General features: G+C 69.4%; 24 protein-coding genes. 20 read left to right on the top strand and 4 right to left on the bottom strand.

From position 1 onward, the window contains the following. Positions 1-26 precede the first annotated feature (26 nt). The 6 genes from ACF09C_RS32145 to ACF09C_RS32120 all read left to right on the top strand — a co-directional run bounded on the left by ACF09C_RS32145 (position 27) and on the right by ACF09C_RS32120 (position 3,528). Positions 27-773, top strand: a complete 747-nt coding sequence (locus ACF09C_RS32145) for a hypothetical protein (protein ID WP_392096974.1) — start codon at positions 27-29, stop codon at positions 771-773. Next, entirely contained in the window at positions 767-979 is a 213-nt protein-coding gene (locus ACF09C_RS32140) for a hypothetical protein (RefSeq protein ID WP_392096633.1), read from the top strand. Before ACF09C_RS32145 ends, ACF09C_RS32140 begins: the two co-directional genes overlap by 7 nt. A 595-nt stretch (positions 980-1,574) precedes the next feature. Further along, positions 1,575-1,982: a hypothetical protein gene (locus ACF09C_RS32135; protein ID WP_392096632.1), complete on the top strand. Its 408-nt coding sequence runs from the start codon at positions 1,575-1,577 to the stop codon at positions 1,980-1,982. A gap of 148 nt (positions 1,983-2,130) precedes the next feature. Beyond that, a complete protein-coding gene (locus ACF09C_RS32130; protein ID WP_362418323.1) occupies positions 2,131-2,733 on the top strand; it encodes a phage tail protein in 603 nt (200 codons plus the stop codon). Between the two features lie 88 nt (positions 2,734-2,821). After that, positions 2,822-3,112 carry a hypothetical protein gene (locus ACF09C_RS32125; protein WP_384147949.1) on the top strand — a complete coding sequence of 97 codons (291 nt, stop codon included), beginning with the start codon at positions 2,822-2,824 and terminating at the stop codon, positions 3,110-3,112. Positions 3,113-3,327: 215 nt separating this feature from the next. Then, positions 3,328-3,528 (top strand): hypothetical protein, encoded by a 201-nt coding sequence (locus ACF09C_RS32120; protein ID WP_392096630.1) that lies wholly within the window; start codon positions 3,328-3,330, stop codon positions 3,526-3,528. A gap of 34 nt (positions 3,529-3,562) precedes the next feature. Here ACF09C_RS32120 and ACF09C_RS32115 read toward each other — a convergent pair whose 3' ends face one another. Continuing rightward, on the bottom strand, positions 3,563-4,360 hold the full coding sequence (locus ACF09C_RS32115) for a hypothetical protein (protein ID WP_392096628.1): 798 nt from the start codon (positions 4,358-4,360) through the stop codon (positions 3,563-3,565). A gap of 306 nt (positions 4,361-4,666) precedes the next feature. On the opposite strand from ACF09C_RS32115, the gene ACF09C_RS32110 reads away from it, so the two are divergent. Beyond that, complete coding sequence (locus ACF09C_RS32110) at positions 4,667-4,900, top strand: hypothetical protein (protein ID WP_392096626.1); 234 nt, start codon at positions 4,667-4,669, stop codon at positions 4,898-4,900. A gap of 98 nt (positions 4,901-4,998) precedes the next feature. On the opposite strand, the gene ACF09C_RS32105 is transcribed toward ACF09C_RS32110, so the two are convergent. Continuing rightward, positions 4,999-5,421 (bottom strand): DUF3592 domain-containing protein, encoded by a 423-nt coding sequence (locus tag ACF09C_RS32105; protein ID WP_392096624.1) that lies wholly within the window; start codon positions 5,419-5,421, stop codon positions 4,999-5,001. 89 nt (positions 5,422-5,510) lie between these two features. Between ACF09C_RS32105 and ACF09C_RS32100 the strand changes: the two genes are divergently transcribed. The 13 genes from ACF09C_RS32100 (at position 5,511) to ACF09C_RS32040 (ending at position 17,280) form a co-directional block, all read left to right on the top strand. Further along, positions 5,511-6,380: a hypothetical protein gene (locus ACF09C_RS32100; protein WP_392096622.1), complete on the top strand. Its 870-nt coding sequence runs from the start codon at positions 5,511-5,513 to the stop codon at positions 6,378-6,380. A gap of 30 nt (positions 6,381-6,410) precedes the next feature. Beyond that, the gene (locus ACF09C_RS32095; RefSeq protein WP_392096621.1) at positions 6,411-7,616 is read left to right on the top strand and encodes a phage tail protein; all 1,206 of its coding nucleotides are present in this window, start codon (positions 6,411-6,413) and stop codon (positions 7,614-7,616) included. After that, positions 7,613-8,872: a tape-measure protein gene (locus ACF09C_RS32090; RefSeq protein WP_392096619.1), complete on the top strand. Its 1,260-nt coding sequence runs from the start codon at positions 7,613-7,615 to the stop codon at positions 8,870-8,872. The genes ACF09C_RS32095 and ACF09C_RS32090 overlap by 4 nt, the downstream gene beginning before the upstream one ends. Before the next feature lie 115 nt (positions 8,873-8,987). Next, positions 8,988-9,914, top strand: coding sequence for a phage distal tail protein (locus ACF09C_RS32085; RefSeq protein WP_362418342.1), 927 nt, complete (start codon positions 8,988-8,990; stop codon positions 9,912-9,914). 49 nt (positions 9,915-9,963) lie between these two features. Next, a complete protein-coding gene (locus ACF09C_RS32080) occupies positions 9,964-11,163 on the top strand; it encodes a hypothetical protein (protein WP_392096617.1) in 1,200 nt (399 codons plus the stop codon). 41 nt (positions 11,164-11,204) lie between these two features. After that, positions 11,205-12,392, top strand: a complete 1,188-nt coding sequence (locus tag ACF09C_RS32075) for a hypothetical protein (RefSeq protein WP_392096615.1) — start codon at positions 11,205-11,207, stop codon at positions 12,390-12,392. Positions 12,393-12,425: 33 nt separating this feature from the next. Then, positions 12,426-13,571, top strand: a complete 1,146-nt coding sequence (locus ACF09C_RS32070; RefSeq protein WP_392096614.1) for a hypothetical protein — start codon at positions 12,426-12,428, stop codon at positions 13,569-13,571. A 12-nt stretch (positions 13,572-13,583) separates the two neighbouring features. Continuing rightward, positions 13,584-14,684: a hypothetical protein gene (locus ACF09C_RS32065; protein ID WP_392096613.1), complete on the top strand. Its 1,101-nt coding sequence runs from the start codon at positions 13,584-13,586 to the stop codon at positions 14,682-14,684. Then, complete coding sequence (locus tag ACF09C_RS32060; protein ID WP_392096612.1) at positions 14,684-15,325, top strand: hypothetical protein; 642 nt, start codon at positions 14,684-14,686, stop codon at positions 15,323-15,325. Before ACF09C_RS32065 ends, ACF09C_RS32060 begins: the two co-directional genes overlap by 1 nt. Positions 15,326-15,355: 30 nt before the next feature. After that, a complete protein-coding gene (locus ACF09C_RS32055; RefSeq protein WP_392096611.1) occupies positions 15,356-15,757 on the top strand; it encodes an ATP-binding protein in 402 nt (133 codons plus the stop codon). Positions 15,758-15,860: 103 nt separating this feature from the next. Next, positions 15,861-16,775: a peptidoglycan-binding protein gene (locus ACF09C_RS32050; protein WP_392096610.1), complete on the top strand. Its 915-nt coding sequence runs from the start codon at positions 15,861-15,863 to the stop codon at positions 16,773-16,775. Positions 16,776-16,790: 15 nt separating this feature from the next. Beyond that, a complete protein-coding gene (locus ACF09C_RS32045) occupies positions 16,791-17,030 on the top strand; it encodes a hypothetical protein (protein ID WP_392096608.1) in 240 nt (79 codons plus the stop codon). Then, positions 17,017-17,280 carry a hypothetical protein gene (locus ACF09C_RS32040; RefSeq protein WP_392096606.1) on the top strand — a complete coding sequence of 88 codons (264 nt, stop codon included), beginning with the start codon at positions 17,017-17,019 and terminating at the stop codon, positions 17,278-17,280. Before ACF09C_RS32045 ends, ACF09C_RS32040 begins: the two co-directional genes overlap by 14 nt. 67 nt (positions 17,281-17,347) lie before the next feature. Here ACF09C_RS32040 and ACF09C_RS32035 read toward each other — a convergent pair whose 3' ends face one another. After that, a complete protein-coding gene (locus ACF09C_RS32035) occupies positions 17,348-21,247 on the bottom strand; it encodes a DNA-directed RNA polymerase subunit beta' (RefSeq protein WP_392096604.1) in 3,900 nt (1,299 codons plus the stop codon). Positions 21,248-21,352: 105 nt separating this feature from the next. Then, complete coding sequence (gene rpoB / locus ACF09C_RS32030) at positions 21,353-24,835, bottom strand: DNA-directed RNA polymerase subunit beta (RefSeq protein WP_392096602.1); 3,483 nt, start codon at positions 24,833-24,835, stop codon at positions 21,353-21,355. Positions 24,836-25,209: the final 374 nt, after the last annotated feature.

The following is a 25,209-nucleotide window of genomic DNA, read 5'->3' as shown; positions in this document are numbered from 1 at the left end:
CCGCCGACCGGATCCCTGCCGAACGCATCCTCACCGAGCCGGCCGTCGAACGGATCCTCACCGACATCGCGCTGTGGGCCGCCTCCCTCGCCCGCCAGTTCCCCGAGCTCGCCGAGGAGCTCGCGCCCGGCCGCCGCTCGCCCACCGGCGCAGCGCCCGCCGCCCCGCACCCCGGCCGGGACGACCTGATCCGCGAGGAGCGCCGGGAGGCCCTGCTGCTCCAGCAGCGGCACGGCCTCGTGGTCCCCGGCCACGGCGCCGCGCCGATCCGCCTCCACGTCTCCGACGCGATCCGCGACATCACGGACGGCGTCGTGGAGCTGGAGGAGGCGGCACGCGCCCGGCTCGGCCTCCCCCGCCCCGGCCGCGCCCCTGTCGTGGAGCGGCTGCGGCGGACGACGGCACTGCTCGACCGGATCGCGGCCCACCCGGACCTCGCCCGGCACGTGCGCGACGAGCTGCGCCGGATGGCACGGCGGTGCGCGCGGACGCTCGGCGACACGGAGACGGTCGTCCGCGTCTCGGGCCGCTGCCCGTGGTGCGACTCGGTGTCGCTGCGGGCGTTCCCCGACCGCCGTGCGGTGCTGTGCGTGAACCCGGCCTGCACGTGCGCGCTGGACGACTGCGGCTGCCAGGACGACCCGGCGTACCGACACCTGTGGCCGGAGACGGAGTGGGCCGAACTGGCGGAGGCGGCGGGCGCGCGTACGGAGGAGATCGAGACGGCGATGGACGCGACGACCGCCACGGACAACGAGGAGCGCACGTGCTGAAGACCCCGGGCCTGTCGGCCCTGCCGGCCCTGATCCCCGGCCCCCTGGCCGCCGAAGAGGCGGGCGTCGCCCCGGCGACGATCCGCAAGTGGGTCCAGCTGGGCCACCTGCGGGCGGCCGGCAAGGCGGGCCGGGCCCAACTCTTCCGCCTGGAGGACGTGTTCGCGGCGGAACGAACGGCCCGCCGCCGTCCTCGTACCGCATGACTGACAAACCCCGCATGACGAAGCGCCCCGTGTCTCCTGGAGAGACACGGGGCGCTTCGTCGTATACCTACAGTCCGGTGCAACGTCGGACGACTCAGAGGGTCGGGGGGCACCCCGCCCAAGAGGGAGGGTCGTCTCGTGTTCCGTACGTCTGAGACGAGTCGGCTCGTGCAGAGGTCTTCCTGCAAGCGGTACGAGCGGACCTCGGACCCGATCAAGCAGACCCGGCACCTGCGCGTCAGCGTCGCGGAGCTGGTGATGGCACGGGAGCCGGCCCCTCTCGACGATCCCCCAAGAAGGGCTGGCTGCGGAGGTAGCCCCGCGCCCGCGCCCCGGCCGATCGACCCCCTCCCCGGCCGGGTGACCCCACCCGACTCCCGGAACTAGTTGCGTGCGCGCACGCTCTCTGTCACAGTTGGTGCAGCGGCGGAGCTGTGCCCGAACAACGGGCGACGGCTTCGCCGTTCGCCGTCCGGGAGCGCTCCGCGCCCCTCCCCCTTCCCCGCGTCGAGCGCCCCGGACGGCGCCCCGCACCACAAGCGACACCCCGCACCACCCGTCCCGCCCTCCCCTTCCCCTCTTGAGGAGAACCGTCATGACCACTCCCCCGAGTGCGTTCCCGGACGTCGAGAAGCTGGTCGTCGACGTCCTCAAGGCCGACCCGGCCCTGGCCGGCGCCACGATCGCCGTCCAGGCGCCCGCCGGCTTCGACGGCACGCAGAGCGCCGTCCTGGTGAACCGCCGCGGCGGCGCCTGGATCGGCGACCTGCACGTCGACAAGCCGCTGATCGAGTTCGAGGTGTACGGGCCGACCAAGCAGGCGGCCCACGTGCTCGCCAACGGCGCCCGGCGCGCGCTGCTCGCCACCATCGGCAAGAAGATCGGCGTCAACTTCGTCAGCGACGTCGAGGAGCAGGACGGGCCGCGCTGGCTGCCCGACTACGTCTACCGGGGCGCCAACCGCTACCTCTGCGTGATCCAGCTCTCCCTCAGCGTCTTCTGATTCCGAGCGTCCCCCGAGCCCGTGCGGCTCCCTGACGGACGCTCACCCCACAGACCAGGCCTCGCCGTCCGGCGGGGCCTTTGCCGTACCCGGGCCCGACGCCCGGTGCGGCGCCCCACCCCTCCCTCATCCCAAGGAGAAACCCACCATGGCTGGAAACAACTCCGCCGAGATCCGCGTCGCAGGCGTCGGCAAGCTCTACGTGGCCAACGCCGGCACCGACATCCCGGCCTTCGGCGCCGACTCCGCCACCGACTGGGCGTCCTGGACGGACCTCGGCTTCACCACCGGCGACGGCGTCACCTTCTCGAAGAAGGACAAGCTGGAGGCCATCGACTCGTGGCAGTCGGTCTCCCCGGTGCACTACATCTACTCGGCCCGTGACCTCTCGCTGAAGTTCTCCATGCTCCAGTTCAACGAGTCCACGCTGCCGTTCTTCATGGGCGGCGGAAAGGTCGAGGCGGTGGGCGCCCCGGCGACCGACACCTACAAGTACGAGATCGCCGAGCGTCCGTTCGCGGACGTGCGCGCCCTCGGCCTGGAGTTCACCGACGTCAAGGCCGGTGGCACGACCGCGGTCACGTACCGCTTCATCATCCCGCGCGGCCAGGTCACCGCGTCGGACGACATCAAGCTGGCCCGCAAGGCGGCGTCGCAGCTGGGCATCACCTTCACGGCCATGTCGAACGGCAACGGCAAGCCGCTGGCCTCCTTCCTCATGAAGGACAGCCAGTACTCCGCGACCGTCTGACCTTCTCCACCCGGGGCGGGACGGCCGGCCGCCGTCCCGCCCCACCCCTTCTCCTCTTCACCCACTCGAACAAGGAGTACGCATCACCATGGCCCGTTTCGACGTCAACGCCGCCCGCGCCCAGCGACAGGAGGCCCACGGCCGCGCCTGGTCCTTCGAGCTGGACGGCGAGTCCTACACCCTGCCCACCGAGCTGTCCCGCGCGACCGCCAAGGGCCTGCGCAAGCTCGACGACAACGACGTGGACGGCCTGCTCGCGCTCCTGATGGGTGAGGAGCAGTTCAACCGCTTCGAGCAGCACGACATCACGATGCAGGACATCGCCGCCATCCTCGAGGCCTACGGCAAGGAGACCGGGCTCGGCCTGGGGGAAGACTGAGCCTCGTCGAGTTCGTCGACGAACACGCCGAGGCCCTTGAGGCGGACCTGCTCCGCTACTACGGCACCGATCTCCTCGACTGGCACCGGGGTGAGCTCTCCAGCCGGCGGGTCACGCTGCTGATCAAGCACCTGCCGCGGGACAGCGCCGTCCAGCGCGGACTCCACGGCGAGGCCGCCGACTGGTCGATCACCGACCATCTCCTCGCCGCCACGGTGGACCATCTGGCCGTCGCCAACTGGATGTTCGCCAGCGTCAACACCAGCGAGGACGACGACGCGCCGGAACCGCCGAAGCCCGTACCGCGGCCTGCCGACGCGGCGGCGGACGATGGCGAGGACCAGGAGGGAGCGGCCGAGGCCGCCGAGGCGAGCGAGGGGCCCTCTCCCCACGCACTCGCCCGATTCTTCGGCTGATGCCGACGCCCGCGGCCCCCGGAGCCCGTTCCCTTCAGGGAGCAGGCTCCGGGGGCGCTTCCTGTGCTCGCTCGGCAGCCAGGTCCTCCTCCAGAGCCCGTGCCCGTTCGGAGAGTCGGCGCCCCTTCCCGCCGTGGCGGGACTCGGGCGCGGCGGGGTCGGGGTCGCGGCGCTCCGTGCCGCCGCTCGGCTGTCCGGATACGCCCAACGGCGGGACGATCGGGCGGCCGCCCTTGCCCCGGACGACCTTCCGTACGGGCTGGGCGTTCCTGCGGGCGCGGCTCTCGTGGGCGGTCACGAGGACGTCGAGTTCCGACTCCGGTTCGGGTCCGGTCTGGTGCTCGGGTTCGGGCTCGGGTCGCTGCTCGGCGCGCTCGGGCCGTTCACCTCGCTCGGGCTGCCGTTCGAACTGTTCGCGCTCCCTGCGGACCCGCTCCTCGGCCTCCACGACGGCCGCGGGCGGTTCGAGGAGCCGGGCGAAGGGCAGCGCGATGACCTGCGCGCCCTCCGAGCCGGCGCTCGTACCGCGCTGAGGGCGGCGGACTCCACGCGCGTCACTCTGTCCCTGCGCGTAGGCATCGGCGACGCGCTTCTCGTACTCCCTGCGGATGCGCGGCAGTTCGTCCGAGACGGCCTCGACCCAACCCGAGGTGAAGGCGGTCGTCTCCCGACGGTCGACCTCGGCCCTCGGGAGAACGACAAGCTCCTCGGGCGCGTGCCCGTGGACATGGACCAGCTCCGAGAGAAGCGCGAAGAGATGGGGCAGGTCGGGCTGGGAGGCAAACCAGTCGACGGCCCGCTCCTGCCGGTTGTCACCCGGCTCCGTATCCATGCGTCAGTTGCCTTCCACCCCCAGGGAATCCCCCCGCGCGCCCCCGCGCGGCCCCTTGCCCCCCGAAGTAGTCGGGTCCGGGGAACGCGGCATCCAGGTTACCCCTGTCGAACACAGGCTCAGATTCCGGAGCCAACCTGGCCCGGGTTCAGGCCGGAAGACACACCGTCAGGCGTTTCCTGCTCGACAAACACCGAACAGGTGTTCCACACTCTACTCGTACAGACGTTCGAATCGTGGCGCCCTCGCCCTCCACTCCGCGGCGCCGCCACGCAGGCACGGGCAAGCAACGGAAGGCAGGCGTCCATGACTCAGCAGGCCGGGGCATCACGACCGCACATCCCGCTCCAGGACCGCCTCCGCCAGCTCCTCGACGGACCCGTCGCCCTCGACAAGAGAGCGCTGCTCGGCAGGCTGTACGCCGAGGTCTCCCGCTGCGAGACCCTCGCCTATACGGCCGGCTGGAGCGACGCCCTCGCGGAGACCCGTCGGACCTCCAGCGGCGACACCCGCAAGGACCGCGCCTCACGCCAGGACTGAACCGCCGCAGGCGCAACCGAAGCAACAGCCACCTGTCCCCGTTTCTTCGTGGGAGCAGGTGGCTGTCGTGCTGTTCACGGCCACTGGCGCCGAGCGCGTCAGGAGAAGAGGTTGGCCAGCACGATCCCGAGCGCGAGCAGGGCGAGCCCGCCGCCGGTGACGTACTTCACGATCCAGCCTTCCGAGGAGGAGTCGATGCCCTCCAGGGCACCCGTCTTCGCCCTCGACGGCCGCTTCCTGTCGTAGACGACGGGAACCACCGTCCCCACCGGGTCCGGCTCCTGGAGCTGCAGCTCGTAGAAGTCCCCTTCGCGCTCCCCCTCCGGGAGAGAGACCCGGTAGTGGACGCGGATCTTGCCGTTCATCACGTCATGGGCGTAGGAGACCGCTTCCCCCTCGACGCCCCGGCGTTCGAGGGCGCGCAGCCGGAGAAACATCAGGACATTTCCGGTCGTCACGAGGGCGGCAAATCCCCCCACGATGGCGAGACAGGCTCCCACCACATAAAAGACCTGCCCCACTGCGACCCCTCCCCAGTTCACACGATCCAAAAAAGCTAGCAACGGCCTGCCTACCGGGTCAACCCCGAGAAAAGATTCGAGGGAGCATCATGGCCGACGATCACGCAGAATTGCTCGCCAGAATTGGCGAGGTGAAAACGAAGCTCGAAGAAGTCAGCAAGGCCGTCAACGCCAACAAGACTCCGCCTCCGGCTGCCGCCACCAAGGCCGAACTCGACGCCAAGGCAAAGGAGATCATCGAAGCGGTCAAGGGCGGAAAGGACGAGACCAAGGCATGGTGGGAGGCCCTCCTCGAAGGGCTGGGCTTCAAGGACCTGCTTGCCGCCATCAAGGACCAGAAGGAATTGTCCAGCCTCATTCCGCTGGCCCTGGGCGCCCTCGGCGTCATGATGCTGGGAAAGGTCTTCGACCTCGGAAAGCTGTTCAACGCGGGATTTGAGAAGCTAACGAGGAAAATCGGCCGGCGTAGCAACCCAGCTTCTCAGGGCCGGATCCTCGCAATGACCGACAGCGGCATTCCCTGGGCCCGCCCTCGCGCCGAGGCCGAGGCCGCTCCGATCATCGCCATGGCCCGAGGAGCCCTCAGCCCCACCGAGCTGGGAAACCTCAAGGACGCCCTGATCGCGGTCAACCCCGAAATCCGGACCTTCAACCAGCTCATCGGCGACATGCCGTCGAGCCGGTCGCTCGGCAGGACGGGCAAGGGCGTCGAGAAGATCGCCCTGGCGATCGACAACACGGACCTCGACAGGCTCAAGGACGTGACCCGGGAAGCAGGCACCCTCAAGGGCCACATGGCGGACTTCGCGCCCAACAAGATTCCGCAGGACCTCCGCTCGGCCACGGAAGCCGCCGAGAAGCTGGACCGCGCCGGCCAGAACCTGCAGACCCGATTCCAGACCCTCAAGCAGGACGCGGCAGACGCCGCCGCGGCCATCGCCGGCGCCGGCGGCTCCTGACCCACCCCCACGACGGAAGGAGGTACACCCATGTCTCTCGTCAGTTCCATGAAGAAGGCGTCCGACTCCCTGCGTACGCTCAAGACGCAGGCGTCCGGGGCCGGTTCCTCGGTCAAGAAGGTCGGGGACGCGAGCCGGTCGGCCAACGGGCAGATCAAGAATCTCAGGACCGCGGCACAGGGCTCCAGCACCCAGCTCAAGAACCTGAAGACCGCCTCGGACCAGGCCGAGCGCGCCATGAAGAAGGCCGGCAACACCGCTCAGTCGGCCGGCGGCAAGCTCGGCAAGTACGAGTCCGGTGCCGGTAAGGCCGCCAAGGGCCAGGACAAGCTCAACAGGTCCATGAAGGGCAACATCCTCGCCCGCCTGCTCGAACTCTTCATGCCGCTCATCGAGACGATCGTCGAGATGGCGGCCCGCTCGAAGACCATGCAGACGATCATGAAGAAGGCGTTCAGCGCCATCAAGACCGTCATCAGCTCCGTCATGAAGGCCGTCGGGCCGATCATGAAGAAGGCCGGCTCTCTGATCAAGACGGTCTGGAACGGCATCAAGAAGGCCATCTCCACGGTCGTCAAGGCCGTCGCCACCGTCATCAAGACCTACGTGAAGATCTGGAAGACGGTCATCACCACGGTCATGAAGGCGATCAAGACCGTCATCAGCACGGTCTGGAACGGCATCAAGGCCGTCATCACCCCGGTGGTCAACTGGATCAAGACCGCGATCCCGAAGGCGTTCAGCGCCGTCAAGGACAAGATGTCGTCCATCTGGAACGGCCTCAAGGACATCGCGTCCCGGGCGTTCGAGGGCATCAAGAACGGCGTCAAGGGCCCGATCAACTCCGTCATCGGGCTGATCAACCGGATGATCGGCGCCCTGAACAAGGTCAAGGTCACGGTTCCCGGCTGGGTGCCGATGGTCGGCGGCAAGACCTTCGGCGTCAACCTGCCGACCATCCCCATGCTCGCCACGGGTGGTGTCGTCATGCCCCGCACCGGCGGTGTCCCGGCGATCCTCGCCGAGGCCGGCGAGGCCGAGGCCGTCCTGCCGCTCTCCAAGCTGGACCGGCTGCTCGCCCTGACCGCCCGCCGCGCCCGTATGGCCCAGGGCCCGCAGGCCGTCGGCGCCGGCGCCGGCGCCGGGCTGCACATCGAGCACTACCACGCGGCCCGCGGCAGCGACCCGCACTCGACCGCGCAGGCGCTCATGTACCTGGTGAAGGCGCGCGGATGAGTGCCATGGCCGTGGCGCCGATGCCGAACCCGTTCCGGGGTGTCGCCCCGGTCATGGACTCGCTGCGACAGGGGCTCGCCCAGGCGGGCACCTCGCTCCAGCGGCTCAAGAAGGACGCCCAACAGGCGGCCGGCGCGCTCGACTCCATCGCCGCCGGTATCCGCAACGCCGGCACCTCCCTCCGCGGCCTCGGTCAGGGCGCGGCCGGGACCGCCACCACCGTGGCCAGGATCCGCCGGTCCGCCGCGCCCACAGGCGTCCGGCGGATCGGCACCGCGGCGGGCAGAGCCCGCACCGCCACCGCCAAGATCGCCACCGGCGCCGGAGCCGTCTTCGGGATCCTCCTGCCGCTGCTGCCCGTCGCCGACCTCGTCTCCGGCCTGATGGGCACCTTCGGCACCGTCATGACCGTCGCCGCCGTCGCCATGACAGGCATCAACGTCGCCATGCGGGCCAACCCGCTCGGTTTCCTCGTCGGCCTGATCGTGCCCATCGCCGCGTACCTCATCGAACTGGCCCTCACCTCGGAGACGGGCCAACGGATCATCAAGCAGGTCTTCGAGCAGGCACTCAAGGGCTTCAGGGCCGTCTGGACGTTCATCCAGCCGATCATGAAGGTCCTCGGCCAGGCCGTCGGGACGTACGTCAAGGCCTACCTCACCGTGTTCAGGACCGCCCTCAAGATCGTCGGATCCGCGATCGGCGGGATCTCCAGGATCGGCTCCGCCGTCCGCTCCGCCTCCAACGCCCTGCGCACCGTCGCGTCCCGCACCATCGGCGGCATCAAGAGCGCCATCCAGCCGATCAGCCGCTGGATCACCGACAAGGTGCCGGGGTTCTTCCGCACCGCGAAGGACGCGGTGACCAAGTCCCTGCGCGGGATCGGCGACTTGATCGAGGGCGGGATGAGCAGCGTGCTCGGCGTCGTCAAGGGGCCCATCAACGGCCTCATCGCCTTCGCCAACTGGATCATCGACGGACTGAACAAGCTCAGCTTCGAGATCCCCCTCACCGGCAAGAAGTTCGGCGTCGAACTCGACAAGATCCCGATGCTCGCCGAGGGCGGCATCGTCTCCCCCGGCTCTCCGGACGACTACCGCATCGACTCGCTCGCGCAGCTGGAGAACCGCCGCGTCCCGGCCCTCACCGAAGCACCCCCGAGGCCGCACCGCGTCCGGGACTTCCACGAGAAGCCCGGCGCCGGCCCCCGGTCGACCGCCGAGGACCTGCTCTTCCTCGCGACCGCGCACCGATGACCGCCCACCGCCGATCGCGCACCCGCGCACCGCGCACCCGCCCACCGCGCACCGCGCACCGCGCACCGATGACCGCCCACCACTGACGCCCCATCAGAAGTGAGGTGACGGCCCCATGGCCGAGACCACAACCGCATACGCCACCGGAACCGAATTCACCGCCGACCTCGCGCCCGGCTCGCTGATCACCCAGGACGGGCAGATCCAGTGGGCCGGGCTTCTCATCGGCCCCGGCACCCCGTTCGCCGTCGACCGCTCCGGTCTCACCGGCTGGGAGGACCTGCCCGAGTACGACTCGTCCGACGCCGAGCGGCCCACCTCGCACGGCGCCTGGCCCGGTTCCCGGTACGCCAAGCCGCGCAAGGTCGGCGGAACGGTCGTGCTCGTACCGGAGTACAGCGCCGCCACGGCGGCCGTCCGTGCCCTGCGGCAGGCCCTCGCCCTGCTCGACGAGGAGCGCTGGCTCACCGTCCGGCTGCACGGCGAACTGCTCACCGTACGCGCCCGGATCGCGCAGCGGGTCATCCCCGCCGACCAGGGCTTCGCCACCCAGGGCAGCTCGAAGATGTCCGTCCAGTGGCTGGCCACCGACCCGCGCCGCTACGCCGTCAACGAGCAGACCGTCACCACCGTCGCCCCGCAGCCGGAGTCCGGCCTGACCTGGCCGCTGACCTGGCCCCTCGACTGGGGCCAGGCCACGTCCACCGGCGACGTCGTCGCCGAGAACACCGGCTCGGCCGCCACCCACCCGGTGATCGCCTTCCACGGACCGTGCTCCATGCCGACCGTCACCGAGCGGACCAGCCGGCGCCGGTTGCGGTACGCCATCGATCTGGCCGCCGGCGACGTGCTGGTCGTCGACACCGCCGAGGGCACGGTCACGCTCAACAACACCGCCTCCCGCCGGCACACCGCGATGGCCGACTCCAGCCCCGAGGAGCTCTTCCTCCTGGAGCCGGGCCGCACCGAGCTGGCGTTCCGGCCCGACGGAGCCGGCCAGGAATCCCTGATGACGGTCCGCTGGCGCAGCGCCGAGTGGTGAGCCGACCGGTCACCGTCCCTCCGACCATCCCCGAAGAGAGAGGCGCACCATGACCGTCACCGCCGCCTGGCTGACCGCCACCGGCCAGACCCGCGAGGACACCCGCCTCGCCCTCGCCGCCCTGCTGACACCCAGTGGCCAGAGCCCCGAGGAGACCCCGCTGCGTTCCCGCCCCGGCATCCTGCCGGGTGGTTTCGTCCTGACCGGGACCGCGCCGATGGAGTGCGTGATCGGCACGGGCCGCGCGATCGTGCAGGGCAAGGTCACCGACCAGGGCGCCTACCTGGTCGCCGCCGTCTCACCGCAGACCCTCACCCTCGAGGACGGCGATCCGCAGTACGACCGGATCGACCTGATCGAGCTGGCCGTCGTCGACGACACGTACGACAAGACCGGCGCCACGGAAGCGGTCGTACGGCTGGTCAAGGGCGAGGCGCGGGCCGTTCCGGTCGCACCCGCCCCCGGCGTCGGCTCCACCCTCCCGCTCTACACGGTCACCGTCCGGGCCGGGACCTCGGCCGGTACCGGCGGCGTCGCCTGGACCACCGGCGGGGTCACCACCCAGCACTGGCCGGTGGTCGCGCTCGGCGGCATCACGCCCACCAGCGGCTTCAAGGGCGCCTACATCGGCCAGTACCGCGACGCCGGTTCCACCCTCCAGCGCTGGGACGGCACGACCTGGGTCTCCTACCCCCGGGCGCTCGGCGGCATCGCTCCGAGCGGCACGGCGACGACCGGCACGTACGCGGGTCAGTACCGCGACGACTCCGGAGTCCTGCAGCGCTGGGACGGCCAGGCCTGGCAGTACGCGCAGGGCCGGGCGAGCATCCTGTTCTGCGCCTCGCAGACGCTGTCGGCCCACGTGCAGAGCATCACGCCGAACACCTGGACGGCGCTCAACCTGCCGACGGTCGACGTCGACGAGGCCACCGGCTGGAACGGGACCCACACCTACACGGTGCCGCGCACCGGCTGGTGGCGCGTCTCCGGGCACGCCGTGTTCGCCAACGACGCCCAGACCGGCATGCGCGGCGCCCGTCTCGTGGTCAACGGCTCCGGGGTGCAGCGCGCGACCTGGCTCACCCCGGCGGGCAACGGCGCGATCGCGGTGGGCGGCAGCGCCCTGCTCAAGCTCAACGCCGGGAACACGCTGCAACTGGCCGCGTACCAGAGCCACACCGCGGCGGTGAAGACGCTCGGCGGCTCCGGCTACGCCTGCACGCTGACCGCCGAGTGGGTCAAGTCCTGACCTCCGCCGCCCACCCCACACCTTCCTGATTGGAGAACCCCATGAACCTGCGCAGCAGCTGGGTCAACGAGACCGGCCAGACCCGCGAGGACACCCGCCTCAACCAGGTCGGGGCGACCACCCCGACCAATCCCGTCCAGGTCCGCTCCGGCATCCTGCCGGGCTCCTACAACGGCCAGCACCGGCTCTCCGGCTTCTGGATGACCGGCGCCTCCGCCATGTCGGCGACCGTCTCCGAGGGCCGGGCCGTCATCCAGGGCGACATCTCCCAGGGTGTCTACCCGGTGGCCCTCCCGGCCGCGGAGACGGTCACCTTCGGGCCGGGCGACGCCCAGTACAACCGCGTCGACCTCGTCGTCCTCAAGGTCTACGACCCGCTGTACGACGGTCCTGGCCGCAACGAGGCCGTGGTCGAGGTCCTGGTGGGCAAGGCCGAGGCCACCCCGAAGGCCCCGGGCGTCCCGCCGCGCAGCCTCCCGTTGTACGAGGTGACGGTCCCCGCAGGGGCCAGCGCGGGCAACGGCGGCATCAACTGGAACACCGCGCTGAAGGACCTGCGTAGCCCGGTCGTCTCCCTCGGCGGCATCCTCCCCGTCGAGGGCCCGGTCGTCCCGGGCGCCTACCCGGGACAGTTCCAGGACTCCGGCGGCGCGCTCCAGCGCTGGGACGGCGGCGCGTGGGTGTCGTACCCGTCCTCGCTCGGCGGCATCGTCCCGAACAGCGCGGGCACCCTCACCGCCAGCTACACGGGCCAGTACCGGGACTCGGCGGGCGGCGTACTCCAGCGCTGGAACGGTTCGGCGTGGAGGTCGGCGGTCCCGGGGCCGTACTTCACGGGGACCAACGACGCGGGATGGACGGCGTCGACCACGTACACCCCGACGCTCTCGGAGACCACCGACACCCCCCTCCAGGTCAGCTTCGTCGCGCCGGCGTCGGGTGCCGTCGTGGTCAACTACGGCGCTCGCATCAACTCGGCGGCGACCACGCCGGCCTGGATGGCTCTCCGGATCACGCAGGGAACCACGGCCTGGTACACGGAGAACGACGAGATCGCCGTCGTCCACACCAGCGCCACCGCCTCGTCGATGGCGTCCGTGACGCGCTTCTACGGCATGACGCCCGGGCTGACCTACACGATGACCGCCATGTTCAAGGTCGGCGCCAACACGACAGCGGTCAAGGGCAATTTCGACAACATCTTCATCATGGTCACCCCCCAGAACTGACCCGGCACGCAGACCGTCCGACAGGAGTACCCCATGCCCGTACGCTCCGGCTGGCTCCTGCCCACTGGGCAGACCCGCCAGAACACCCGTATCACCTCGCTGGGCGCCACGACACCCGCCAACCCGCTCGCCTCCCGCTCCGGCGTCCTGCCCGGCACGTACGACGGCAAGTTCCGGGTCGGCGGTCTGTGGCTGAGCGGCAACGGCCCGATGACGGCCACCGTCTACCACGGTAGGGCCGTCGTCCAGGGCGCCACCACCGACGGCGCCTATCCCGTCGCCCTGGACGAGGACATCACCCTCACCTTCGGCGACGGCGACCCCCTCAACCCCCGCATCGACCTCGTCGTCCTCCGCGTCCAGGACCACGACGCCGACGCGGGCGGCAAGTACGAGGCGACCGTCGAGATCGTCCGGGGTGAGGCCGCCGCCACACCGGTGGCTCCCACCCCGCCCCCGCTCTCGCTCACGCTGTTCTCCATCCGGGTCAAGGCGGGAGCCTCGGCCGGCACCGGCGGCGTCGGCTGGGGCGACAGCGGCGTCGTCACCGACCTGCGCACCACGGTCGTGAGCGCCGGCGGCATCCTGCCCGTGTACAACAACGCCGGCACGGCCGGCGCGTACCCGGGCCAGTACCAGGACAACGACAACTCCCACTACCTCCAGCGCTGGGACGGCACATCCTGGGTCGCCTACCCGAAGGAGATCGGCGGTATCGCCACCAACGGGACGCTGTCGACGGGCAGTTACCCCGGTCAGTTCCGTGAGAACAACGGCGTGCTGCAGCGGTGGAGCGGCACGGCATGGGTCAACTACCACGCGCCGTACGACATCGAGCCCGTCTTCACCGGTGCGACGGCGCTGACCGGCTGGAGTCTCGGCTCGTTCTCCGGCCGCCGCACCCGCGCCGGTGTCGTCATGGTGCGGGTGTCGCTCACCCGTACCGGCGCGAACATCACCGCACCCGCCAACGGCAGCATCCCCGAGCAGCCACTGTGCACCCTGCCGGCCGGCTGGTCCCCCGCCATGACCTTCGACACGACGGCCACGGACACCCAGGGGTGCGGTGTCGGCACGATCTACGCCACCACCGCCCAGGTCACGCTCCGCTCCTGGACGCCCACCGCGGTCATCCCCACCGGCCGGACCGTGTACGTCTCCGCCACCTACGTCCTGTAAAGGGGGTTCGCGATGGCACTCGACACGCCCTACCGGGCGATCTTCTGCGACCTGTCCACCGACCAGACCATCGACATCCTGCCGCTGCGGGACGTCCAGTTCGAGGACTACATCGGCCGGGCCGGCTCTCTGTCCGGCACCGTCCCCGTACCCAACAAGGAGATGGCCGACCGGGTCCGCAAGGTTCTGGCCGGCCGCACCACCGTCTATCTGGAACGCGGCGGGGACCTGTGGTGGGGCGGCATCGTCTGGACCACCACGCTGCAGTCCAGCGGGCGCGGTGTGCTGACCCTGGGCATCCAGGCGGCCACCTTCGACTCGTACGCCACCCGCCGACGCATCCGCACCGACATCACCTACACCACGCCGACCGACCAGCTGGTCATCGCCCGCCGGCTGTGGACGGAGGTCCAGGCCGGTCTTGGCCAGAGCGGTATCGCCGTCGGCACGGAGACCTCCCCGGTCAAGCGGACGGCGGCCTGGCGGCTCGGCGACGAGACCGTCTACCAGGAGGCGCTCGACCAGCTCGCCGCCCAGGAGAACGGTTTCGAGCAGCAGATCCTCGTCTACCGCGACCCGGTCACCGGCGAGCGCATCCGCCAGCTCCGGCTCGGCCACCCGAAGATCCGCACCGGCGCGACCGACATGATCTTCGACCGGCCCGGCGCCATACTGTCGTACTCCTTCCCGGACGACGCGACCCGCGGCGGCACCACCGCCCTCGCCCGGGGCGCGTCGGCGAACACCAACGCCGCCGCCGAGTCCCGGCCGACCATGTCGGCGGAGAAGGTCGACACGACCCTCCTGAACGCCGGTTGGCCGCGGGTCGACCTGTCCTCGGACCACAACGAGGTCAGCGACGTCCCGACGCTGAACTCCCTGGCCGCCGCCAACCTGGCCCAGGCCGCCGGATCCGTGCTCATCCCCCAGATCAGCATCAGGCTCGGCGGGATCGTTCCGCCGGCGCTCCTCGGCCGGACCGCCCGGATCCGGATCACCGACGAGTGGCACCCCGGCGGCCTCGACCGTCGCTACCGCGTCATCGGGGTCAAGGTCAGCCCCCCGGAGCGCGGCCGCCCCGACACCGCCGAGCTCTACATCGAGGAGGCATGATGACCCAGCTACCCGAGGACATCATCGACCGGCTGATCCAGATGGAGCGCCGGATCCAGGCCCTGTCCACCGCCGTGAACACGCGCCCCGCCCTCAACGACGTCGTCAACGGCTCACTCACGGTGAAGCGGCAGACGGACCCGCAGGACCCGAGCACGGCCACCACCCTCGTCCAGATCAGCGGCAGCGGCCCGGGCGCGACCAAGCCGGTGCTGCGGGTCAACGACTCCTTCGGCCACGAGGTTCTCTCGGACGACATCCTCACCGGCGGTCTCGCCCGGCCGTGGCTGTCGATGCTCCCGCCGCAGAGCATGGCCAGCGCGCACTGGCCGGCCACCAACGCCACCGTCTGGACCACCATCGCCCAGTCCCAGAACCCGATCTGGCAGCCCAAGATACGGCTGCGGATGTACACCCGGATCTCCGGCACCGCCGTCGGCCAGATCCGGGTGATGGTCGACGGCGCCCAGTTCGGCCCGACCGTCGCCGCCGGCAGCACCTTCGACCACACCGGCCCGGTCATCGCCGACATGCAGGGCGGCTTCGGGGCAACCAGCACGTTCGAGATCCACGGCATCGTCACGAGCGGCTCCGGCAACGTCTACGCCCAGCCGGTCCTCCTGCACGGCCGCCAGACCTGACCCGCCCGACCCCCTCGAAAGGAGCCACCCGTGATCCCCGACCCCGACCAGCCCTGGGGCCTGGCCATCGACTACGCCGGCCGCGGCACCGTCACCGAGAGCGGCCACACCATCAGCGTGCGCCTGTACGACAACACCCTCGGTGGCCCGCTCGAACCCGACCAGCTGACCGGCACGTACCCGGCGGTCTACGTCACCGCCCAGATCACCGCCGTCGGAGAGGCGGGCACCGCCCTGCGCGGCTACGCCACAGTCGTCGTCAACCCGCTGGACGCGGATCCGGTCGTCCCCGACCCCACCGCCGTCCAGCAGGCCGTCGCGGCCGCCCTCGCCGACTTCGAGCACCGCCGCGCCGCCTACGCCACGCTCTGCGCGACCTGGGCCCCGCCGGCCGAACCGGCACCGGAGCCCGAGCCGGAGCCCACTCCGTAATCACCCTCCGCACACCGTACGCCCGCCCCCCGAGCGGGCTTTTTTCATGCCCGCATGCCCCCATGCCCGCCCCCCGCCATGCCCCCGAACCCGGAGGTCACCCATGGCCACTCCCCTCACCGCGGACCGGCTCGTCGCCGCGCTCCGTGCCGAAGGCGTCAAGGTCGTCGAGCACGACGGCTGGCGCACCCATCACCGCAACCACACCGGCGCCTGGGGCCCCGTCGTCGGCGTGATGATCCACCACACCGTCTCCAGCGGCACCGCCTCCTCCGTCGAGCTCTGCTACAACGGCTACTCCGGGCTCCCGGGCCCGCTCTGCCACGGCGTGATCGCCAAGGACGGCACGGTCCATCTGGTCGCCAACGGCCGTGCCAACCACGCCGGCGGCGGCGATCCCTCGGTCCTCCAGGCCGTGATCACCGAGGCGTACGGGGCCCGGCCGCCCGCCCCGCGCATGCACCAGGGCAGCGCCGGGGCCGTCGACGGCAACTCCCGCTTCTACGGCTTCGAGTGCATCAACCTCGGCAACGGCGCCGACCCCTGGCCGGCCGCCCAGCTCGACGCCATCGAACGGACCTCCGCCGCTCTCTGCCGCGCCCACGGCTGGGGCGCCAAGTCCGTCATCGGCCACCTGGAGTGGTCGGACTGGAAGAGCGACCCGCGCGGCTTCGCGATGCCGGGCATGCGCGAGCGCGTCCAGAAGCGGCTCGGCGCCGCCCCGTCGAAGCAGCCCCCGACCACCCCGCAGAAGCCCGCCCCGCCGCGCTACCAGCCGTTCCCCGGCACCGCGTTCTTCAAGACCACCCCGAGCTCCCCGATCATCACGGCGATGGGCCGCCGGCTGATGGCCGAAGGGTGCGGCCGCTACCAGGTCGGCCCGAGCCCCCGCTGGTCCGAGTCCGACCGCCAGTCGTACGCCGCCTGGCAGCGCAAGCTCGGCTTCCGCGGCACCGACGCCGACGGCTGGCCGGGCGCCACCTCCTGGAACGCGCTCAAGGTCCCCCACACCACCTGAACCCGAGGAGCCCCCATGGCCCTGTCCGAGAACACGAAGCGGACCGTCCGCACCGTCCTGCAGAGCGCGGTCGGCATCGCCGTCGTCCTCCCCGCGATCGTCGACGCCTCAGGCCTCCCCGCGACCCTCCCCTGGGTCGCCGGAGCGCTCGCCGTCGCCGCCGCCCTGACCCGGGTGATGGCGGTACCGGCCGTCCAGAACCTGCTGCCCTCCTGGCTGCGCACCACCCAGGGGGCGGCGGATGACCGAGGCTGACCCGAACGACCCGGTGGCGGTGGCGCTGGAACTGGAGCGCCTCCGCGGCACGCTGGAGGCCGGCTTCGCCCGCGTCGACGGCTCGCTCGCGCTCCTCGTCCAGCGCAGCGACCAGACCGACAAGCAGCTCGCCGACCACGAGGCCCGCCTCGACGAACTGGAACGCGCCCGCTGGCCGCTGGCCTCGATCGCCGCCCTCACCGCCACGGCCGGCCTGGGCTTCGCCCTGTGGGAGATCGCGGCCCGGTGAAATGCCCGAAGGGCGGCCACCCCGTACGCAACGGGGTGACCGCCCTTCGGTCGATCAAGCGACTCGCTTACTGGTTGTACGGACCGTAGTCGTAGTCCTCCAGCGGAACGGCCTGGCCGGAGCCGGTGCCGAACGGCGAGTAGTCGATGTCGTCGTAGCCGACGGCCGAGTACATCGCGGCCTTGGCCTCCTCGGTCGGCTCGACCCGGATGTTGCGGTAGCGGGACAGACCCGTACCGGCCGGGATGAGCTTACCGATGATGACGTTCTCCTTGAGGCCGATGAGGCTGTCGGACTTGGCGTTGATCGCCGCATCCGTCAGGACTCGGGTCGTCTCCTGGAAGGAGGCGGCCGACAGCCAGGACTCCGTCGCCAGCGAGGCCTTGGTGATACCCATCAGCTGCGGACGGCCGGAGGCCGGGTGGCCACCCTCCGTCACGACCCGACGGTTCTCGGTCTCGAACTTCGAGCGCTCCACGAGCTCGCCCGGCAGCAGCTCCGCGTCGCCGGACTCGATGATCGTCACGCGGCGCAGCATCTGCCGGATGATGATCTCGATGTGCTTGTCGTGGATCGACACACCCTGCGAGTTGTAGACCTTCTGGACCTCGCCGACCAGGTGGACCTGGACCGCGCGCTGACCGAGGATCCGCAGCACGTCGTGCGGGTTGGTGGCACCCACGGTGAGCTTCTGGCCCACCTCGACGTGGTCGCCCTCGCCCACCAGCAGACGGGCACGCTTCGAGATCGGGAACGCCGTCTCGTCGCTGCCGTCGTCCGGGGTGACGACGATCTTCTTGGTCTTCTCGGTCTCCTCGATACGGACGCGGCCGGCCGCCTCCGAGATCGGGGCGACACCCTTGGGCTGACGGGCCTCGAAGAGCTCGACAACACGGGGCAGACCCTGGGTGATGTCGTCACCGGCCACACCACCGGTGTGGAAGGTACGCATCGTCAGCTGGGTACCGGGCTCACCGATGGACTGGGCCGCGATGATGCCGACGGCCTCACCGATGTCGACCAGCTTGCCGGTGGCCAGCGAACGGCCGTAGCAGAAGGCACAGGTACCGACGGCGGACTCACAGGTCAGGACCGAGCGGGTCTTGACCTCCTCCACGCCGGCGCCCACGAGGGCGTCGATGAGCACGTCACCCAGGTCGACGTTGGCCGGCGCGATGACCTTGCCGTCCACGACGACGTCCTCGGCGAGCATCCGCGCGTACACGGAGGTCTCGACGTCGTCCGTCTTCCGCAGGACACCGTCGGCGCCCCGCTCGGCGATCCGCAGCTTCAGACCGCGCTCGGTGCCGCAGTCCTCCTCGCGGATGATCACGTCCTGCGAGACGTCCACCAGACGACGGGTCAGGTAACCCGAGTCGGCGGTACGCAGGGCGGTGTCGGCCAGACCCTTACGGGCACCGTGCGTCGAGATGAAGTACTCGAGGACGGAGAGACCCTCACGGAAGGACGCCTTGATGGGACGCGGGATCGTCTCGTTCTTGGCGTTCGACACCAGACCACGCATACCGGCGATCTGACGCATCTGCATCATGTTTCCTCGGGCACCCGAGTCAACCATCATGAAGATGGGGTTCGTCTTGGGGAAGTTCTCGTTCATGGCCTCGGCAACCTCGTTGGTCGCCTTGGTCCAGATCGCGATGAGCTCCTGAGTGCGCTCTTCCTTGGTGATGAGACCGCGCTCGTACTGCTTCTGGACCTTCTCGTCCTGCGCCTCGTAGCCCTTGACGATCTCCTTCTTCGCCTCGGGAACGACGACGTCGGAGATGGCCACGGTGACGCCGGAACGGGTCGCCCAGTAGAAGCCCGAAGCCTTCAGGTTGTCGAGCGTCGCCGCCACGATGACCTTGGGGTACCGCTCGGCGAGGTCGTTGACGATCTCGGAGAGCTGCTTCTTGCCGACCGAGTAGTCGACGAAGGGGTAGTCCTCGGGCAGCAGCTCGTTGAAGAGCGCGCGGCCCAGCGACGTACGCAGACGGAACGAGTCACCCTGCTGCCACTCCGGCTCGCCCTCCTCCGCGACCGGGGGAACCCAGCCGCGCGGCGGAACGGTGCCGATCGGGAAGCGGATGTCGATCTGCGACTGCAGCGCCAGCTCGCCGGCGTCGAACGCCATGATGGCCTCGGCCGTGGAGCCGAACGCGCGGCCCTCGCCCTTGGTGTCACGGAGCTCACCGTCGGTGGTCAGGAAGAACAGACCGAGGACCATGTCCTGGGTCGGCATCGTGACCGGACGGCCGTCGGCCGGCTTGAGGATGTTGTTCGAGGACAGCATCAGGATGCGGGCCTCGGCCTGCGCCTCCGCGGAGAGCGGCAGGTGGACGGCCATCTGGTCACCGTCGAAGTCCGCGTTGAACGCGGTGCAGACGAGCGGGTGGATCTGGATGGCCTTGCCCTCGACCAGCTGCGGCTCGAAGGCCTGGATGCCGAGGCGGTGCAGCGTGGGCGCACGGTTCAGCAGAACCGGGTGCTCGGCGATGACCTCTTCGAGGACGTCGTACACGACCGTGCGGCCGCGCTCGACCATCCGCTTGGCGGACTTGATGTTCTGCGCGTGGTTCAGGTCGACCAGGCGCTTCATCACGAACGGCTTGAAGAGCTCGAGCGCCATGGCCTTCGGCAGACCGCACTGGTGCAGCTTGAGCTGCGGGCCGACGACGATGACGGAACGCGCGGAGTAGTCCACACGCTTACCGAGCAGGTTCTGACGGAATCGACCCTGCTTGCCCTTCAGCATGTCGCTGAGGGACTTCAGCGGACGGTTGCCGGGGCCCGTGACCGGGCGACCACGACGGCCGTTGTCGAAGAGGGCGTCGACCGCCTCCTGGAGCATCCGCTTCTCGTTGTTCACGATGATCTCGGGGGCACCGAGGTCGAGCAGACGCTTCAGACGGTTGTTGCGGTTGATCACACGGCGGTACAGGTCGTTCAGGTCGGAGGTCGCGAAGCGGCCACCGTCCAGCTGCACCATCGGACGCAGGTCCGGCGGGATCACCGGCACGCAGTCGAGAACCATGCCCTTGGGGCTGTTCGCGGTCTGCAGGAACGCGGAGACGACCTTGAGGCGCTTGAGCGCACGGGTCTTCTTCTGGCCCTTGCCGGTACGGATGATCTCGCGGAGGCGCTCGGCCTCCTCGTCCAGGTCGAAGGACTCCAGGCGCTTCTGCAGCGCCGCGGCACCCATCGAACCGTCGAAGTACGTGCCGAAGCGGTCACGCAGCTCGCGGTAGAGGAGCTCGTCGCCCTCCAGGTCCTGGACCTTGAGGTTCTTGAAGCGGTTCCAGACCTCGTCGAGACGGTCGATCTCGCGCTGCGCACGGTCGCGCAGCTGCTTCATCTCACGCTCGGCGCCCTCGCGCACCTTGCGGCGCACGTCGGCCTTGGCGCCCTCGGCCTCCAGCTCGGCCAGGTCGGTCTCGAGCTTCTTGGCGCGGGCCTCGAGGTCGGCGTCGCGGCGGTTCTCGATCTGCTGACGCTCGACGGAGACGTGCGCCTCCAGCGAGGGCAGGTCACGCGTACGACGCTCGTCGTCGACGAACGTGATCATGTACGCGGCGAAGTAGATGACCTTCTCAAGGTCCTTCGGCGCGAGGTCCAGCAGGTATCCGAGGCGCGAAGGAACGCCCTTGAAGTACCAGATGTGGGTGACGGGAGCGGCGAGCTCGATGTGGCCCATCCGCTCACGGCGCACCTTGGCGCGGGTGACCTCGACGCCACACCGCTCACAGATGATGCCCTTGAAGCGGACACGCTTGTACTTGCCGCAGTAGCACTCCCAGTCCCGGGTCGGACCGAAGATCTTCTCGCAGAAGAGTCCGTCCTTTTCGGGCTTGAGCGTGCGGTAGTTGATGGTCTCGGGCTTCTTGACCTCGCCGTGGCTCCACTGACGGATGTCGTCAGCGGTGGCCAGACCGATCCGGAGCTCATCGAAGAAGTTGACGTCGAGCACTATGCGTCAATCCCTCTCAGGGTTGTAAGTCTTGGGGTCTGAAACGGGGGTCCTGGGGCCGGCCGGGGACTCAGTGGGTTCACCGAGTCCCCGTCCGGACTCCCGTCAGACCTCTTCGACGCTGCTCGGCTCGCGCCGGGACAGGTCGATACCGAGCTCCTCCGCTGCGCGGAAGACGTCCTCGTCGGTGTCGCGCATCTCGATGGACATGCCGTCCGAGGACAGCACCTCCACGTTGAGGCACAGGGACTGCATCTCCTTGATGAGCACCTTGAAGGACTCGGGGATGCCGGGCTCAGGGATGTTCTCGCCCTTGACGATGGCCTCGTAGACCTTCACGCGGCCGGTCACGTCGTCGGACTTGATCGTCAGCAGCTCCTGGAGGGCGTACGCGGCGCCGTATGCCTCCAGCGCCCACACCTCCATCTCACCGAAGCGCTGGCCACCGAACTGGGCCTTACCACCCAGCGGCTGCTGGGTGATCATCGAGTACGGACCGGTCGACCGGGCGTGCAGCTTGTCGTCGACCAGGTGGTGGAGCTTCAGGATGTACATGTACCCGACCGAGATCGGGTCCGGGAACGGCTCGCCGGAGCGGCCGTCGAACAGACGCGCCTTGCCGGAGGGGAGCACCATGCGCTCGCCGTCGCGGTTCGGGATCGTGTGCTGGAGCAGACCCGCGAGCTCGTCCTCACGCGCACCGTCGAAGACGGGGGTGGCGACGTTGGTGCCCGGGGCGACCTGGTCGGCGCCGATGGCCTGCAGGCGCTTCGCCCAGTCGTCCGCGAGACCGGAGACGTCCCAGCCGCGGCTGGCGAGCCAGCCGAGGTGGATCTCCAGGACCTGTCCCGGGTTCATTCGGGACGGGACACCCAGCGGGTTCAGGATGATGTCGACCGGGGTGCCGTCCTCGAGGAAGGGCATGTCCTCGATCGGAAGGATCTTGGAGATGACACCCTTGTTGCCGTGACGGCCGGCGAGCTTGTCACCGTCGGTGATCTTGCGCTTCTGGGCGACGTAGACGCGGACCAGCTGGTTCACGCCCGGGGGAAGCTCGTCGCCCTCCTCGCGGTCGAAGACGCGGACGCCGATGACCTTGCCGGTCTCGCCGTGCGGCACCTTCAGCGAGGTGTCACGGACCTCACGGGCCTTCTCACCGAAGATCGCGCGGAGCAGACGCTCCTCCGGGGTCAGCTCGGTCTCACCCTTGGGCGTGACCTTGCCGACGAGGATGTCGCCGGCGACGACCTCGGCACCGATCCGGATGATGCCGCGCTCGTCGAGGTCGGCGAGGACCTCCTCGGAGACGTTCGGGATGTCCCGGGTGATCTCCTCCGGGCCGAGCTTGGTGTCACGGGCGTCGACCTCGTGCTCCTCGATGTGGATCGAGGAGAGGACGTCGTCCTGCACGAGGCGCTGCGACAGGATGATCGCGTCCTCGTAGTTGTGACCCTCCCACGGCATGAACGCCACGAGCAGGTTCTTGCCGAGCGCCATCTCACCGTTCTCGGTGGCCGGACCGTCGGCGAGGACCTGGCCCTCGATGACCCGGTCGCCCTCGGAGACGACGACCTTCTGGTTGACCGAGGTGCCCTGGTTCGAGCGGGAGAACTTGGCCATCCGGTACGTGGTGTACGTGCCGTCGTCGTTGGCGACGGTGATGTAGTCGGCCGAGACCTCCTGGACGACACCGTCCTTGTCGGCCTTCGGCACGTCACCGGCGTCGGTGGCGCAGCGGTACTCCATGCCGGTGCCGACGAGCGGGGCCTCGGACTTAATCAGCGGCACCGCCTGACGCATCATGTTCGCGCCCATGAGGGCACGGTTGGCGTCGTCGTGCTCGAGGAAGGGGATCATGGCCGTCGCGACCGACACCATCTGGCGCGGCGAGACGTCCATGTAGTCGACCTCGGTCGGCGGGACGTAGTCGACCTCGCCACCACGGCGGCGGACCAGGACGCGAGGCTCGGTGAAGCGGAGCTCGTCGTTCAGGGTCGCGTTCGCCTGGGCGATGACGAAGCGGTCCTCCTCGTCGGCGGTGATGTAGTCGACCTCGTCGGTGACCTGGCCGTCGACGACCTTGCGGTACGGCGTCTCGATGAAGCCGAACGCGTTGACGCGGCCGTACGAGGCGAGCGAACCGATCAGACCGATGTTCGGGCCTTCGGGGGTCTCGATCGGGCACATGCGTCCGTAGTGGGACGGGTGCACGTCTCGGACCTCGAAGCCGGCCCGCTCACGGGACAGACCACCGGGACCCAGCGCCGAGAGACGACGCTTGTGCGTCAGACCCGACAGCGGGTTGTTCTGGTCCATGAACTGCGACAGCTGGCTGGTGCCGAAGAACTCCTTGATGGAGGCGACGACCGGCCGGATGTTGATCAGGGTCTGCGGCGTGATCGCCTCGACGTCCTGGGTGGTCATGCGCTCGCGCACGACGCGCTCCATACGAGCCAGACCCGTACGGACCTGGTTCTGGATGAGCTCGCCGACGTTGCGCAGACGACGGTTGCCGAAGTGGTCGATGTCGTCGGTCTCGACGACGATCTCCCGGCCGGACTCGCCGATCGTCTCGGTCTCGCCCGCGTGGAGCTTCACCAGGTACTTGATCGTGGCGATGACGTCGTCGGTGGTCAGGACACCGGCGTCCAGCGGCTCGTCCGCGCCGAGCTTCTTGTTCACCTTGTAGCGGCCGACCTTCGCGAGGTCGTAGCGCTTCGGGTTGAAGTAGAGGTTCTCGAGCAGCGTCTGAGCGGCCTCACGGGTCGGCGGCTCGCCCGGACGGAGCTTGCGGTAGATGTCGAGCAGCGCGTCGTCCTGGCCCTGGGTGTGGTCCTTCTCCAGGGTGGCGCGCATGGACTCGTACTCGCCGAACTCCTGCAGGATCTGCTCGGTGGTCCAGCCGAGCGCCTTCAGGAGGACGGTGACGGACTGCTTGCGCTTGCGGTCGATACGGACACCGACCATGTCGCGCTTGTCGATCTCCATCTCCAGCCAGGCACCCCGGGACGGGATGATCTTGGCGGAGAAGATGTCCTTGTCGGACGTCTTGTCGATGGAGGAGTCGAAGTAGACGCCCGGCGAACGGACCAGCTGCGAGACGACGACACGCTCGGTGCCGTTGATGACGAAGGTGCCCTTGTTCGTCATGAGCGGGAAGTCGCCCATGAAGACCGTCTGGGACTTGATCTCGCCGGTCTCGTTGTTGGTGAACTCGGCCGTGACGAAGAGCGGGGCGCCGTACGTGAAGTCACGGTCCTTGCACTCGTCGATCGAGTTCTTCGGGGGCTCGAAGCGGTGGTCGCGGAAGGTCAGCGACATCGACCCGGAGAAGTCCTCGATCGGGGAGATCTCCTCGAAGATCTCCTCCAGACCCGACTTCCTGGGGACGTCCTGTCCCGACTCGAGAGCTGCCTCGACGCGAGCCTTCCAGGCGGCATTGCCGAGCAGCCAGTCAAAGCTCTCGGTCTGCAGCGCGAGGAGGTTCGGAACCTCGAGGGGCTCCTTGATCTTTGCAAAGGAGATGCGCAGCGGGGCGGTGCTGGCGCCGTTGTTCGTATGGGTCGAGGCGTTGCGCGAGGCGGCCAAGAGGGGGTCCTTCCGAGGGCTCGGACTCACTACGCGCGTACCGGTCCCCAGCGACGCACAGGGGCAGACATTTCCCGATTTGGCCAAAAGCCCAGGTCAGGTCAGGTCTGCCGACAATGCTCTCGCGAGGGTATGCCCCAGGTGACGGGCAGGGGGCAGCTAACAGGCAGCGCAAAGGGTCAGTGTAGCCACTTGGCCCACTGATGTCCAGGGCGAGTTTTTCGCGACCCTCGTTGTTCTCAACTCCGCGGTACCTCGCGCCGTGCGGCGCACCTCGATACTGCCCGTTCCGCCGTCGATCCATGCCTCGGATACGGATCGTTGTGACGACGCGTCCTGAGAATTGCGCGCTGCGTCCGGTTCGTCAAGGCCCC

It is taken from the genome of Streptomyces sp. NPDC014870 (assembly GCF_043081505.1).
GTDB lineage: Bacteria > Actinomycetota > Actinomycetes > Streptomycetales > Streptomycetaceae > Streptomyces.
This window is presented reverse-complemented; position numbering and strand designations above follow the sequence as displayed.